The sequence below is a fragment of the Exiguobacterium sp. s192 genome (assembly GCF_018618795.1).
Taxonomy (GTDB): Bacteria; Bacillota; Bacilli; order Exiguobacteriales; family Exiguobacteriaceae; genus Exiguobacterium_A; species Exiguobacterium_A undae.
Genome location: NZ_JACSMS010000001.1, coordinates 790,248 through 803,320 on the forward strand (window position 1 = coordinate 790,248; position 13,073 = coordinate 803,320).

A 13,073-nucleotide genomic window follows, 5' to 3' on the forward strand; every position below is an offset into this window, starting at 1 on the left:
CTGAAGGAGGCTTTTGATGCTGAAATTCATCTGGAATTCCTGGTGGCGCAACAAGGAGCGGTTCATCCTGCTCCTTGTCGGCGTCTTGATCGTCAGTACCGGACTCAGTTATCTGATCGGGACGACGCAAGCGAGCAACGGCACCGTCGTCGACGAACTGCAAAAGCGTTGGAAGTCATCGTATGACATTGTCGTCCGTCCTCCCGGCAGCCGCAGTGTCACGGAAGATTTAAAGTTGCTCGAGCCGAACTATATGAGCGGGCTCGACGGCGGCATCACGATGCAACAATATCAAACGATTCAAGAGATGGCCGATATCGAAGTCGCGGCACCGATCGCGATGATTGGCAACAGTTCGACCGGCTCAAATATCGGCACGCATACGTTTGAAGAGGAAGGAATCTACAAACTGACCATCACCGACCAGCAAGATACGGGCTTGAAGGTCGAGAAATACTCTTCTGCCACGTACCTTGCAGCCGGCTGGGAACCATCCGGTGACGCGACAAATGCCGGTGTCTCCCCGATGCCGCTCGGCAAACAACCGCTCTATGAATTCGGCAGCAGTACGATGCTTGCCGGAATTGATCCGGAAGCGGAAGCCAAGCTGATCGGTCTTGATGAGGCGACGTTTGCCGACACGTACAGCCGCTATTTCACAAAAGACGACCGTCCGAGTGTCGTCGATGAAGTCGGAACCGTCGCCATTCCGGTGCTGTTGAACGAACGCGAGTATGTTGATGCGTCCCGGATTTATACGTATGAAAAACTCGATCTGCCGCTGATTAACGATTCGTTGAACGAGACGATTATGGATGTCTCAGAACGCGGCGGCAAAAAGTATCTGGAGACGCTCCCGGTGACGTCCGACAAAGCAAAAAAGTATACCATCACGACGCAGCAAATCCAAAAACAGTTAGTGCAGGATATTCTCAGCCATGCGCCGGTCGTGACGGACGTCACCCGGTCCGACTGGATGGCGTTGAAACCGTCGCCGATTACCTATCAGCCGATCAAAAGTCCGTATGCCTCCCGTTGGCCGTTTACGTATCAGGTGGAACCGAAGAAGGTCAATCCGGATTCGTTACTCTTCAAACGGACGATGTATCGGGAAGCGCGGGAATTCGGAACATCCAGTGATGACTGGCCACGACTACGGCTCGATTACATCGGCGTCTTCAACCCGAAAAAATTGAATGTCTCAAAAGATCCGTTAACGGAATTGCCGATGGAGACCTATTTCCCGGCGAAAGCCCAGTGGGTCATGAACGCCAAGGAACAACCGGTCAATCCGGTCCGTGACGTCAAACCGTCCAATGATTCCTATGACTTTTTGACGAAACCGCCGTCGATGCTGACGACGCTTGAGGCAGCGTTTCAAATTCGCGGTAAAAAAGCGATTTCCGTCATCCGTGTCAACGTTAAAGGTGTCGATGCGATGAATGAATAGAGCGAGGCGAAATTGCAGGCGGTCGCTCAAGAAATCGAGGACAAGACCGGTCTGATCACGGACGTCACGCTCGGTTCATCCCCGCAACCGGCCTTGACCTATCTGCCGGGACTTGAGAAACAGGCGGCACTCGGTTGGGTGCAGCAACCGTGGATCAAACTCGGCTCATCGATCAGCATCTTCCAGGAAGCGAAGGTCGGGATGAGCGGCGTCATCGCCAGTGTCATCGCGGTCGCCCTCGTTTACGTCTTCAGTTCGAACATCATTTTGCTCTACGCCCGCAAAAAAGAGTTTGCGATTTTACTGTCGCTTGGCTGGCGTCCCCGTCAGTTGTCGAAAATGTGGTTCCTCGAGGCCACGCTTCTCGGGACCCTCGTCGCCCTGATTGCCTGGTCGATTCTCGGGACGTTTTGGCTGACGACGGATCACCCGATTGCCCTCGGTCGAATTTTATTGATCGGTCTTGCCGGTTTGTTCATCTACTGGGGCGGCACGCTCGTTCCGATGGCTCTGATCCGCCGGATTCAGCCGTATGACAGCATGCGGTCCGGAGAAATCTCAAAAGGACGCCGGTTCGTCCGTTCGCAATCGATTTTCGGGATGAGTCTCAATCAGTTGTTCACGTACTGGCAACGGACGTTGCTGTCAGTCGTCGCGATTGCCCTGCCGACCAGTCTGTTCATCTTTTTCCTGTTCGTGACGTTCCGCTTAAAAGGGGTGCTGTACGCCTCCTGGCTCGGCGAGTTCGTGGCGCTTGAAGTCGGCACGATGCATTATGTCGCGATGGCCGTCGCCTTATTGATCGCCATCCTGACGACAACGGAAATCATGTGGCAAAACGTCAATGAACGGAAATCCCAGTTGGCCGTTCTGAAAGCGACCGGTTGGCAGGACCGGATGATCCGTCAACTTGTGTTAATGGAAGGTCTGTTGACCGGTTTGATTGCCGGGATTGCAGGACTCCTGATGGCCGTGTTCCTGATTTTAAAAATGTACCATCAATTCCCGACGGCTGAACTCGGATTCCTGAGTCTGACGTTACTGATTCCGGTTGCGACCGGTGTCATCGGGGCTTTGTTACCGGCCCAGCGTGCCGTCCGGATCACACCGAATGCCGCCATCGGCAGTGTCGCCGTTAATTCCAAGACGACGGAGCGTCGCTTCCGGCTTGCACTTGGAACGATTGGCGGAGCGCTTGTCGCCGGCGTCGCTTCCTTGTTCCTGTTTGCGACAAATGAAACCGAGCCACAACCGGTTGCGACCAAAACGGCTGAAACACCAGTCATTACGACAACCGGCAGTAAAATTAAGGACGGTTTGACGGGAGTCAAGCGTGATGAGCCGAAAGCTTCAAAAGCTTCCGATTCCGCCGCCATCAAAAAACTGATGGCGAAAGGAAGTGTCCCGACGTTCCCGGGCGATCCGGCCTTAAAAGACTCATATTTCTGGGTCGGTCCCCTGTTGAAGGAACCGCCGTCCTCGTTGAAGCTTGAGGAAAAAGTAGGTTTCCGGTATATTACCGTTCCTGTTTATCTTGAAGATGAGAGTGGTGCGGAGGGCGAATCAGCCTATTATTATCCGAACCGTTTCCCGATGTATGATGGAAACACGAAATACGAGCCGATCGATTACGTCAATCGGAATAAAAAGGCATGGAAAAACGGGACGGACTTTGCGCTGGATCAACGGTCTCATGTTGATCTCGTGTATCAGGTACCGGAAGATCAGACTCGGTTTGTCCTGATTGCTGCTGGTGACGTCATCCCGAGATCACGGGCTGTCAAAATTGAACTGAACTAAAAAAATGCTCCCTTCCGTCAGTGGAAGGGAGCATGTTTGATTAGAGCCGGATCAGTACGATGCCGACAATCATCAGACCAAGACTGAACAGTTGAACACCCGTGACCGGCGTTTTCGCTGCGCCAAACCATCCGAAACGGTCAATTAAAAGGCTGCCGGTCAGAAGGCCGATTGTCACGATGACGACAGCAACGCCTGTTCCGACGAGCGGGACAATCACAGCATTCCCGGCGATGAACAAGGCCCCGATCAACCCGCCAATCCAAATCCACCACGGAGTCGGAAGTGAACGGTTGAACTGCCACTTCGTCCGGACGATCACGTTCACAAGTAATAATGTCAACGTGCCGACGATAAAGGAAATCAACGCTGCTTTAATGGCGGAATCGAGCACCACACCAAGATGTCCGTTAATCGCGGCTTGGGCGGCACTCATCATTCCCATGACGACACCGAGAACGCGCCAACCGTAAATGGTCGAATCGACCGGCTTTACCTGTTCCGGATGCCGGCGTTTCGCGAGCCAATCGCCGAGCGCAACCGTTCCGACGACACCAAGTAAAACAAATCCCGCACCAATTAGTCTTGTGGACGAAAGCGGTGTGGAATTTGTAGAAAACCAACCGAAGTTGTCAATCAGAAGCCCCATCAGCACCTGTCCAAAAATCGGCATGATCACCGTCTGGACACCGCCGATTCGAGGGAAGAGCAGAATGTTTCCGGTTAAAAAGATGACACCAAGCACGCCGCCGATCCAAATCCAGCCAGGTTCCGACCAAACGCCCGGATTCAGACTGAAATTGCGTTCGACGAACATTGTCAGCACGATCAAAAAAACCGTCCCGATGCTGAAGGACAGCAAGGACGCGAGGAATGGTGAGCCGACGATTCCACGCAACCGTGTGTTAACACTCGTTTGAACGGGAACGAGGATCCCGATGATTAATCCAATGATAATGGCCAGAATAAGAAGCCCTCCTTTTGTACGAGTCGTTCTTATCATATGTCAGAGACGGACGGGAAAGCGATTTGCCTGCTTATGTCGTCAGTTGAACACAAGAAAAAGCATCCGGATTTTGAACTGAACCAAAAAAGTTAGACAATAAATAATTCGTCAGGCGACCTTGAGGACCTGAGTCCGGTATTCCACCGGGCTCAGGTTTTTTAGTCGTCTCTTAATACGACGATGGTTATAGTACTCGATATAACGCTTGAGCTCACATTTGAAGTGGTCCATGTCATCGAACTCCTTGAGATATAGGAGCTCTGACTTGAGCACGGCGAAGAAGCTTTCGATGGCTGCGTTGTCGAGACAGTTTCCCTTACGGGACATACTTTGCGTGATGCCGTGCTCGTGGAGCGTATCGATGAACGCTCGGTATTGATAATGCCAACCTTGGTCGGAATGGAGGATTGGTTGGGCTTCTCCATCGAGCCTTCTGATTGCCTGGTCCAACATTTCGCCGACGAATTGGTATGTGGGACGGCCCGACATGGTATAGGCAATGATCTCACGGTTTCCCAAGTCCATCATCGGCGAGAGGTAGAGCTTCTCCCCGAAGAGGTGAAACTCAGTGACGTCGGTCACCCATTTCTGCTTCAGGCCGGAGGCCTTGAAGTCCCGTTGGAGAAGGTTAGGCGCGACCTTCCCGACTCGCCCTTTATAGGAGCGGTATCGCTTCATGCGGACGAGGCACTTAAGCCCGAGCTCGTTCATGAGACGGCGTATGGTCTTCGGATCGTGCCGGAAGCCCTGGCGTTCGAGGAGTGCGTGGATGCGACGATAGCCACATCGCCCCTCGTGTTCGTGGAAGAGGGTATGGATGGCTGCCTTCACCTCCGCATACTTGTCTTCGCCCGTCAGGCGCGTCCGCCAGTAGTAGTAGACGCTTCGCGCCATACCGAGCACGCGGAGGAGTCCCGGGACGGGATAGATCGCCCGCAACTCGTCGATCACTTGCGCCTTGATCCGGTTCGTCGCGCGTTCTCTTCTTGAACCAAGGCTCTCAATTTTTTTAACGCAGCGTTCTCCATCTCGAGGTACTCGATTCGCTCTTTGAGCTTCTCAACCTCTGTCATCTCTTCAGGATTCTTTTTGCGTCTCGCCATCGGGGCACGTCCTTTCGGTCTGGCGACCAGACCCTCGACCCCTTCCCGTTCATACGTTGATTGCCAGTTCGAGATCATCCCTGGGGAGGAGATTCGGTATTTTATAGCCGCCTCTATGCGGGACAGCCCGTTGGTCGCCATGTCATTTAATACCTCCAGTTTAAATGTCGGCGAGTGGGTTGTATAGGAAGGATCGAAGATCGTCTCCCCCCAACTTTCATAGAGACGCGACCAGTCACGGATCAGTTGACGCGCTATCCCGAATTCTTTCGCCACACCTTGGTATCCGTCTCGTCCCGTCAGATAACGTTCAGCGACCTGGATTTTAAACGCCTTCGTATATTTGACCATAAAAAACACCCCATAAAAGTTGGATTTTCATGTCCAACTTTTATGGGGCAGTTCACTATCGCGGATACTTTTTTGCAACATAGGAATTTCATTACCGGTATTCGTTGCTTAACGGCTGTTCCGGATCGGCTCGACGGATCCAGCGCTCCAGGACGGTTTCAATGACAATCCCCAGCAGCATGAACCCTGCCACATAAAGCAGTGACAAGTCAGTTTTCCCCAGCAGTTCAGAAATAACAATCAGAATCAGTAGAAGGGCGATGATACCAAAACTCATGGTAGATCGGAGTCGAATCAACCGTTTGGCACGTATCGAGTCCGACAGCCGGCTCATCCTGTGACTTTCACGCCTTAAAATCCCACCGGAAATTATTAATGCGCAGAGAAGCATAAGGATCGACCAAATGGATTGGTCAAAAAAGTGAACCGCCATAAAGGCGCCTCCGGTAAAAACAGCCGATAAAATCCGGAGCGGCCTCGTTTGCTTGCGAATGGTCTGAATGATTTGGATCCGTTCTTGTTTGTTCATCTTCTCACCCCATGACGATAATATGTGTTCTGACCATAGAGGTTCCTTCTTTTTGGAAAGGTTATTTTAGTCCTTTTCCCCCGTGCGGCTGATCTTCAAGCACCCGTTCGACATGTAACAGAATCGGTCGCGCCTGTTCAATCAACTGTCGTGTCGCCGGCAGTTGCAATGACGCCGCATGCGCCGCTTGGTCCGTCCAAATTTCCCGAACCATCACGGTATCCGATTCACCTGTCGTACTAACAGTATACTGCAGACAATCCGTCACGTACTCAAGAGACGCCGCTGCTTCTAACAGTAGTTCAATCAATCGTTTTTCCTCACCAACTTGCGTCGTGAACCTCGTCCATAATCCATAATACATCTTCTTTTCCCCTCCATGACGTTATGACTGATTATTCAAATCAAGATTTCTGGGAACATTTAGGTGGAATGTACGTATACTAAGAATAACTTACATAATCAAAAGGAGAATATGTTTTGAAGAAACGTCTGTTTTTAGCGACCGGTTTGTATCTGCTCGTCATGATGATGACGATTTACGCCATTTTTTTTGAACAATCCGATTCTACTTTCTTACTAATCATCCAACTCGGATTGTTGATCCACTTCTACTTCCAGTACCGGATGTCATTCCTAGTACCTGATCAGGATGTTCCTACTGCACCGTTTCGATTGAATGTCCTTCGAACCGGACTGATTGTAGCAGCCGTCATCACATACGTTACGCTCGATACCGTACCCCTCCTGCTCGCTACGGCTGTCGCTTTGGCGCTGGCTCTCCCGACGCTTGTCTCCTACATCAGGTTACGAACACAGGAAAACTGATTCATTCCCGTTCCGGCAACGAGCGGGTGCGTCCAATGAAGACGACCTGCTGCTTCGCCAGTCGAAAGACCTGATACTCACCGCGAGGGTCCGTGTTCAATTGTACGGCGACTTGATGTCTCGCTTCTTTTGAAGAAGCCGTCTTGTCATAGGCAGACCGGACCGCAACGATCGTCTCTTTGCCATATTGCTCGGCGACATGTTTCGTCACCCGGGCACGCACGATTTGTTCAAACGTCTCATCCTGTTCCTGCTCAAGAAAAAACCAACCGATGCCGCCGATCATTCCTAATAAGAGTAGTGCCAGTACCGTCTTTCGCATTTCGAACGCCCCGTTTCCGTTTTGTTCTCTTTAGACAGAATTCGCTGTTCATTCCACACCTCCTGCTTATTGAAGAAAAGCAGGAGGAGAAAGGAGGTCTTCATTTGTCTTCTCGCACTTTTCCTTTAATGTTTCGCTTGTTATTGGCGGGATTGATTCTCGTCAATCTCCTGAACACCACCGTCCTTGATCTGCCGCGATTGACGCTCGTAACAAATATTCTACTTGTGCTGGTTGCATTCTTCTTTTTCGTCCGCTTGCTGAAAAATTCGCAGAATAAAAAAAAGCCGTGAATCCATTCCTCTTTCAGGAATCGGGTTCACGGTTTTTGTCGTCACTGATTCAATTCTTCGACTAGATTCTCCTGGTTCCGTCTTGTCGTGAACCAGATCAGTCCAAACACCAACACGACAAGTCCGGTAACCGTCATGTTGATACTCGTTAAGTCCAGTGCGATGTTTCCGCCATCGACGCGTGAGATCAAGAAGGTGGTGCCAATCCCGGTGACGAGTCCGAATCCGATGCCGCTACCGATGAAAATCAGCATTTGAATCAAAATCAAACGTCGGAGCGATGACCGGGTCAAGACCAACGTCCGGAGTAACGCATACTCGCGTCGTTTCGTCGCCAAATAATTTAATAACGAATTGGCGAGACCAAACCAGACGGATACACTCATGACAGCCAGCGCGACGATGAAGACGATCCATCGTTCTTGCAGTTGCTGATTCGCCAGGTTGACGGACGTCTCATACCGGTTCAACTGGAGCGTCGGATAACGTGTCGTCAGTTCCTGCAACACGGTCTGTGTCTGCTTCGTGTCGGCCGCATCGATATACAGTGCACCAAGCCGGTCTTCAGAAGTCCGGATTGACGACCGCCAGTCGAACCAGGCGTCCGTTGGTAAGTCCGGGTCAATCTGTCCGACTTCAAATTGACCAATCGAGACGGTGCCCGTTTCTCCGTCGATAAAACGCCCCACCTCAAGACGGTCACCAACTTCCAATTCATTCGCTTGCGCAAATGCTTTAGAGACGATGAATTGATCGTTTTCCAAAGAGCGAACGGATTTCCCGATTACGTCAAGTTTTTCAAGGTCTGTCAATGCGTAATTTAAAGTAATGGTGTGATCTGATTTTATGATTTCAAGTCCACTTACCGGAGAAACGAACGTACTTTTTGCTTCCGGCAGCTCCTCTTCAATCGTCTGTGTCAGTTCAAGTGGATCAGCTTTTGTCCCTTCAATCAAGCGGCTTTTCAGGACCAGTTCCGTCGGATATTGCGTCTTCAGATAGGTCAGCTCATTTTGTTTAATTGTTTCAAGGAAGGTCGAACCGAGGACAACAACAACCAGCAGGATTTGGACGATCAACATCAGCAACGCGTTTTTCCGTATTTGCGGCAAGACACTCCGAACAGCCACAAACGTCGTCGGTCCAGCCACTTTTTGAAGCAACGGTTCAATTCGGACCAACAGCCGTTGCAGCAACAAGGGCGTTGCGCTGTACATCATCAGAAGAAAACTGATGGTCGATACGAGATACCCACCGGCTCGGTGATTGTCTGTTTGCGCGAGAATCGTCGCATATAACAGCGCCCCTGCTGTGAGTGCGACGAAAAATTTAACGAAACGTTCCCGGAGCTGCGACGCTTTAGGTCCATCATGATTTTGGCGCATGACATGGAGCGGCAGAATTCGCCGGTTGCGGTAAGCAGCAGCACTCAGCAATAAGAGAATCAACAGGCTGCTACCGATTGTAACGAAAAAGGCCAGTTGCCCATCAAACGGAATGACCGCTCCCTTCAATGCAAACAGTTCCCGCCACTGCTCCTGCAGGATGCTGTAAAACAATCCGCTTAATAAGAAAGCCATCAGAGCTCCGGCGCAGACAATCAGACTCGACTGGATCATGAAGATTTGGAACAATTGCCGCGTCGTCGCCCCAAGCGTCCGCATGATGGCGAACTGATACCGGTGTTTGCGGAGAAAGACATCAAAATTCGTCATCAGGATAAACGCGGAGACGATTAAAATCAGTCCGGCAATGATGCCGACATAGACCTGCATGGCCGAGACACCGTTGACGTTTGAAGTTTCGGTTTCGGCAAGTTCGACGCGTAGTCCAGATGTGGCTTGTGTCAGTCGATCCGCATAGGCAACGACATCCGCGTCCTTTTTCAACTGAATCAATACATATGTTGCAAGACCTTCTTGCCCGACGGTTGCATTCAATTCTTTGACATCCGCATACGACATCACTAGCGTATCCGGTGCTGCTCCGCTCGCTGATGCGTCCGGCAGGATTTCAATCACATTGTACTTGTTACCTGCAATCGTGAGTGTCTGTCCTACTTTGACATCATAGGCTTTGGCCAACCCCGCATTCGGAATGACCTCGCCCCGCCCCACTGATTGCTTAAAACGATAGCGGCTTTTGGCGAGCGTATCATTTTTTGTCCCGATCGTATAAACATCCGCCGTCGTTTGTCCGGTGACCGTCAAATTCGTAATCAAAATCGGTGAAATCTGCCGGGTCTGTTGATCTCCTGTCAACCGGTCCAAAAAGGATTGATCGATGACATTCGTCTGTCCACTTTGATAGCCGACCGACAAGTCCATCTTGCCGTAGAGCCGCTCGATATCGGCTTGAACCGAAGCCTGGCTTTGCGAAACGAACAAGACCATCGACAGGACAAGTAAAATCGAAATCAATACGCTGCCGATTGAGGTCAGAAGAATCATCGGACTTTTCCGGTATAATTTCAGTGCCAACCGGAACAAATGCTGTTTCTCCTGCTTCATACCGACCTCACGTAGCGCTCGAACGTCTCCATGATGGGTCCAAGTTCTCCGGTCGACGGCTGATCGGCCACGATACGTCCGTCGTGGAAGTACAATACCCGGTCGGCGTAAGACGCGACCTGCGCATCATGCGTGACGAGCAGGATGCTTGTCTGTTGTTCCTTGTTCAGCGCCTTCAGCAGCGTCATGATTTCCGTCGACGTCCTGAAATCAAGATTCCCGGTCGGTTCGTCCGCCAAAATGATTGGCGGCTCTGTAATCAATGCCCTGGCAATTGCCACCCGTTGTTGTTGACCGCCCGACAGTTCGGTCGGCCGATGTTTCGCCCATCGTGAAAGTCCAACAGGTTCGAGAAGATGGTCTACCCGTTGCCGGATTGTCTTCGCATCAGTACCGGCAAGTATCAACGGCAGTGCCACATTTTCTGAAACCGTCAAATCGTCGAGCAAATGGAACGATTGAAAAATAAAGCCGATATTTTGTTGCCGGTACAAGGTTGCCGCCGGTTCCGTGAAGATTTCTCGTTGCGCTTCATCCCGCAACCGCAACGTACCGCTTGTCGGCTGATCAAGTGCTCCGAGAATGTTCAACAAGGTGCTTTTACCGGAACCGCTTGTGCCCATGATGGCAATGAATTCCCCTTCTTGCATCGAAAACGAGACATCGTCGAGTGCATGGACCGTCTCCGTTCCCCGTTGATATGTTTTCGTCAACCGTTCAATTTGTAGTAAGCTGGTCATTCCAACACCTCTGATTTTACAATTTAATTCCATTTTTCATTATACACAAAACACCAGCTGTAAAAAGGAATATTTTTCAAAAACAAAAACAGCCCACTGAGTGTTTCAGAGGGCTGTTTCAGAGTTTCGATCAGTTATGTTTGTCTTTCCGGTACGTCAAACCGATGAACTGTGACTTTTGATTAAACAGTTTCCGGTAAGACATGTAACCGACAAGTACGGCGGACGTTGCTGCCGTCGTCAGTAACAGGAATAAGATCAGTAACTGATAGAGGACCGCTTCCATCGGATTGGCTCCGCCGATGATCAGTCCGCTCATCATGCCGGGCAGTTGAACCAAGCCCATTGTCTTCTGCGCTTCAATCGTCGGAATCATGCTCGTCCGGATGGCACTCTTGAGACTTGTATCGATGGCTGTTTTCGTATCACCGCCGAGCGACAAGATGAGTTCGATGACTTCATCACCCCGTTCGACCTCGTCCTTGAACTTATTAAGAAATAACAGCGACAAAATCATACAGTTTCCGATTACCATCCCACTGATTGGGATGACTTGCTGGGCTTCAAACGGAATGATGTTCAATCCAAGCATCAGTCCCATTGTCAACACTTCGACCGAGACCAAGGTCGCAAGGACAATCCACTGGATACCGGGAATCCCGTCGCCTTTACGGATGACGTTCAGTGTCGCCGCACCGATCATCAACAGAATCATCAGCAGGATATAAATCGGACTGTCGCTTTCAAAAACAAACGTCAGGATATAGCCGATGATCAGCAGTTGAATGATCGAGCGGACGGTCGCGATCAGGATGTCTTTTTCGAGACCGAGTTTCAGTGTAAAGGCGAGAATCAGCGGAATCGCAATGAAAATCAAGGAAGTTGCCAACTGGACGTAACTCATGACAACTCCCCCTTTAGGAACGCCTGAATGTCCGAACGTGCTCCGTCCGGTTCAAGCAGCGAGACGTTGCCCTGCTCCAACAGTTGTCCGTCTTTCAGGAACCAGACGTCTTCACTGACACGCCGTGCCTGATCAAGATCATGCGTAATCCAGATGACGGTCACTTGGAGTTCCCGTTGCAGGCGCTGAATCAGCTGCTCGATTTCTTTGACCATCCGAAAGTCGAGACTGGACGTGATTTCGTCGAGCAACAAGACATCCGGTCGATTAACGAGCGTCCGGGCAATCGCGAGCCGGCTCCGTTCACCGCCCGACAGTTCTTTGACCGGTTGGTTCAGGTCGACATGCAAATCGACCAATCCCAGTAAGCGATTGGCTTCGTCTGTCGCCAGCGTCTCGTGAAAAATTGTTTTCGGTAAGCTGAGGTTATCGCCGACTGTTCCCGGTAACATCGGAGCGCTTTGAAACGCCATCCCGATTTTTTTCCGGAGTTCAACGAGGTCCAGTTGTTCTAAATCTTCCCCACGGTAACGAACCCGTCCCCCGTCCGGTGAGATCAGCCCGTTCATCTGCTTTAAGCAGGTGGATTTTCCGGCACCACTTGGTCCGACGAGCGTCGTGATTTTGCCTTCCGTGAACCCTCCTGTGATGCCGCGGAGTATATGTTTGTACTGGACGTTTTCAAAAGTAATGATCGACACGTCTGCTTCACCTGACTTTCTGATTTCTAGTAATCGACTATAAAACGGGTATATCCAACATGACAAAACCATACAACGCATTGATGCGTTGTATGGTGATGAGCGTCTTATTTGGCTTCTTTTGGATCAATCAACGGCCGTACTTCCATCCGCCAGCCGTACTGCTCCGCTTCCTCAATCTGAGTCGTCGGATGGAGCAGCGCCAAATCGACGGCCTGCTCCAGATCAATCGCTTCAAAGACGACCAAACTGCCGATCTGCTCCGTTTTATCCGGGTCCGGTCCGTCCTGATAATCAATCTGTCCGCCGAGGAGCCGGGCCCGTTTCGTCTCCGCTCCCGGATGCCACTCATACAAGACGTTCGTTTTTGTAAAAAAATCTTCCAACGGTACATTACAACGTTGCATGACGGCATCGAGCTCTTGCTGCGAGGACTGATTCATCTTTTCTGCATCGTAGTAGCCGATGAATAAAAATAACATCCAATCCCTCCTAGTTTCAAGGCTTTCGTGACTCGTCGTTCCTACTTGAAATAC

15 protein-coding genes are annotated in these 13,073 nt (G+C 50.8%); 4 read left to right on the forward strand and 11 right to left on the reverse strand.

The window, feature by feature from the left end; translation table 11 throughout:
* Window positions 1-16: 16 nt before the first annotated feature.
* Together KNP87_RS17250 and KNP87_RS17255 are read left to right on the forward strand one after the other, a co-directional pair.
* Entirely contained in the window at window positions 17-1,450 is a 1,434-nt protein-coding gene (locus KNP87_RS17250) for a hypothetical protein (protein ID WP_251135399.1), read from the forward strand.
* 12 nt (window positions 1,451-1,462) lie between these two features.
* Window positions 1,463-3,250 (forward strand): ABC transporter permease, encoded by a 1,788-nt coding sequence (locus KNP87_RS17255; RefSeq protein ID WP_251135400.1) that lies wholly within the window; start codon window positions 1,463-1,465, stop codon window positions 3,248-3,250.
* A gap of 40 nt (window positions 3,251-3,290) precedes the next feature.
* Here the strand turns inward: KNP87_RS17255 and KNP87_RS04175 are convergent, their stop codons facing one another.
* The 5 genes from KNP87_RS04175 to KNP87_RS04190 form a co-directional block, all read right to left on the reverse strand.
* Window positions 3,291-4,253: a DMT family transporter gene (locus KNP87_RS04175; RefSeq protein ID WP_119922920.1), complete on the reverse strand. Its 963-nt coding sequence runs from the start codon at window positions 4,251-4,253 to the stop codon at window positions 3,291-3,293.
* A gap of 111 nt (window positions 4,254-4,364) precedes the next feature.
* Entirely contained in the window at window positions 4,365-5,261 is an 897-nt protein-coding gene (locus tag KNP87_RS04180; RefSeq protein WP_483299335.1) for an IS3 family transposase, read from the reverse strand.
* Entirely contained in the window at window positions 5,204-5,710 is a 507-nt protein-coding gene (locus KNP87_RS17455; RefSeq protein ID WP_483297333.1) for a helix-turn-helix domain-containing protein, read from the reverse strand. Before KNP87_RS17455 ends, KNP87_RS04180 begins: the two co-directional genes overlap by 58 nt.
* Before the next feature lie 91 nt (window positions 5,711-5,801).
* Complete coding sequence (locus KNP87_RS04185; protein WP_119922918.1) at window positions 5,802-6,239, reverse strand: hypothetical protein; 438 nt, start codon at window positions 6,237-6,239, stop codon at window positions 5,802-5,804.
* Window positions 6,240-6,300: 61 nt separating this feature from the next.
* Window positions 6,301-6,603, reverse strand: a complete 303-nt coding sequence (locus KNP87_RS04190; RefSeq protein WP_119922917.1) for a putative quinol monooxygenase — start codon at window positions 6,601-6,603, stop codon at window positions 6,301-6,303.
* Between the two features lie 116 nt (window positions 6,604-6,719).
* Here KNP87_RS04190 and KNP87_RS04195 point away from each other — a divergent pair, with 116 nt between their 5' ends.
* On the forward strand, window positions 6,720-7,067 hold the full coding sequence (locus tag KNP87_RS04195) for a hypothetical protein (RefSeq protein WP_119922916.1): 348 nt from the start codon (window positions 6,720-6,722) through the stop codon (window positions 7,065-7,067).
* 1 nt (window position 7,068) lies between these two features.
* On the opposite strand, the gene KNP87_RS04200 is transcribed toward KNP87_RS04195, so the two are convergent.
* Window positions 7,069-7,389 (reverse strand): hypothetical protein, encoded by a 321-nt coding sequence (locus KNP87_RS04200; RefSeq protein WP_119922915.1) that lies wholly within the window; start codon window positions 7,387-7,389, stop codon window positions 7,069-7,071.
* Between the two features lie 128 nt (window positions 7,390-7,517).
* On the opposite strand from KNP87_RS04200, the gene KNP87_RS04205 reads away from it, so the two are divergent.
* On the forward strand, window positions 7,518-7,682 hold the full coding sequence (locus KNP87_RS04205) for a hypothetical protein (RefSeq protein ID WP_214720930.1): 165 nt from the start codon (window positions 7,518-7,520) through the stop codon (window positions 7,680-7,682).
* Window positions 7,683-7,723: 41 nt separating this feature from the next.
* Here the strand turns inward: KNP87_RS04205 and KNP87_RS04210 are convergent, their stop codons facing one another.
* The 5 genes from KNP87_RS04210 to KNP87_RS04230 all read right to left on the reverse strand — a co-directional run bounded on the left by KNP87_RS04210 (window position 7,724) and on the right by KNP87_RS04230 (window position 13,019).
* Window positions 7,724-10,192 (reverse strand): FtsX-like permease family protein, encoded by a 2,469-nt coding sequence (locus tag KNP87_RS04210; RefSeq protein WP_214720931.1) that lies wholly within the window; start codon window positions 10,190-10,192, stop codon window positions 7,724-7,726.
* Window positions 10,189-10,932: an ABC transporter ATP-binding protein gene (locus KNP87_RS04215; protein ID WP_214720932.1), complete on the reverse strand. Its 744-nt coding sequence runs from the start codon at window positions 10,930-10,932 to the stop codon at window positions 10,189-10,191. The genes KNP87_RS04210 and KNP87_RS04215 overlap by 4 nt, the downstream gene beginning before the upstream one ends.
* 130 nt (window positions 10,933-11,062) lie before the next feature.
* On the reverse strand, window positions 11,063-11,836 hold the full coding sequence (locus KNP87_RS04220; protein ID WP_214720933.1) for an ABC transporter permease: 774 nt from the start codon (window positions 11,834-11,836) through the stop codon (window positions 11,063-11,065).
* A complete protein-coding gene (locus tag KNP87_RS04225) occupies window positions 11,833-12,537 on the reverse strand; it encodes an ABC transporter ATP-binding protein (RefSeq protein ID WP_214720934.1) in 705 nt (234 codons plus the stop codon). The genes KNP87_RS04220 and KNP87_RS04225 overlap by 4 nt, the downstream gene beginning before the upstream one ends.
* Window positions 12,538-12,644: 107 nt before the next feature.
* A complete protein-coding gene (locus KNP87_RS04230; RefSeq protein WP_214720935.1) occupies window positions 12,645-13,019 on the reverse strand; it encodes a YciI family protein in 375 nt (124 codons plus the stop codon).
* Between the last annotated feature and the right edge of the window lie 54 nt (window positions 13,020-13,073).

Bases quoted from the DNA above. Each gene is read 5' to 3' on its own strand.
- KNP87_RS17250 (WP_251135399.1), top strand. From the start codon at position 17: ATGCTGAAATTCATCTGGAATTCCTGGTGGCGCAACAAGGAGCGGTTC.
- KNP87_RS04175 (WP_119922920.1), bottom strand. From the start codon at position 4,253: ATGATAAGAACGACTCGTACAAAAGGAGGGCTTCTTATTCTGGCCATT.
- KNP87_RS17455 (WP_483297333.1), bottom strand. From the start codon at position 5,710: ATGGTCAAATATACGAAGGCGTTTAAAATCCAGGTCGCTGAACGTTAT.
- KNP87_RS04185 (WP_119922918.1), bottom strand. From the start codon at position 6,239: ATGAACAAACAAGAACGGATCCAAATCATTCAGACCATTCGCAAGCAA.
- KNP87_RS04190 (WP_119922917.1), bottom strand. From the start codon at position 6,603: ATGTATTATGGATTATGGACGAGGTTCACGACGCAAGTTGGTGAGGAA.
- KNP87_RS04200 (WP_119922915.1), bottom strand. From the start codon at position 7,389: ATGCGAAAGACGGTACTGGCACTACTCTTATTAGGAATGATCGGCGGC.
- KNP87_RS04205 (WP_214720930.1), top strand. From the start codon at position 7,518: ATGTTTCGCTTGTTATTGGCGGGATTGATTCTCGTCAATCTCCTGAAC.
- KNP87_RS04210 (WP_214720931.1), bottom strand. From the start codon at position 10,192: ATGAAGCAGGAGAAACAGCATTTGTTCCGGTTGGCACTGAAATTATAC.
- KNP87_RS04215 (WP_214720932.1), bottom strand. From the start codon at position 10,932: ATGACCAGCTTACTACAAATTGAACGGTTGACGAAAACATATCAACGG.
- KNP87_RS04220 (WP_214720933.1), bottom strand. From the start codon at position 11,836: ATGAGTTACGTCCAGTTGGCAACTTCCTTGATTTTCATTGCGATTCCG.
- KNP87_RS04230 (WP_214720935.1), bottom strand. From the start codon at position 13,019: ATGTTATTTTTATTCATCGGCTACTACGATGCAGAAAAGATGAATCAG.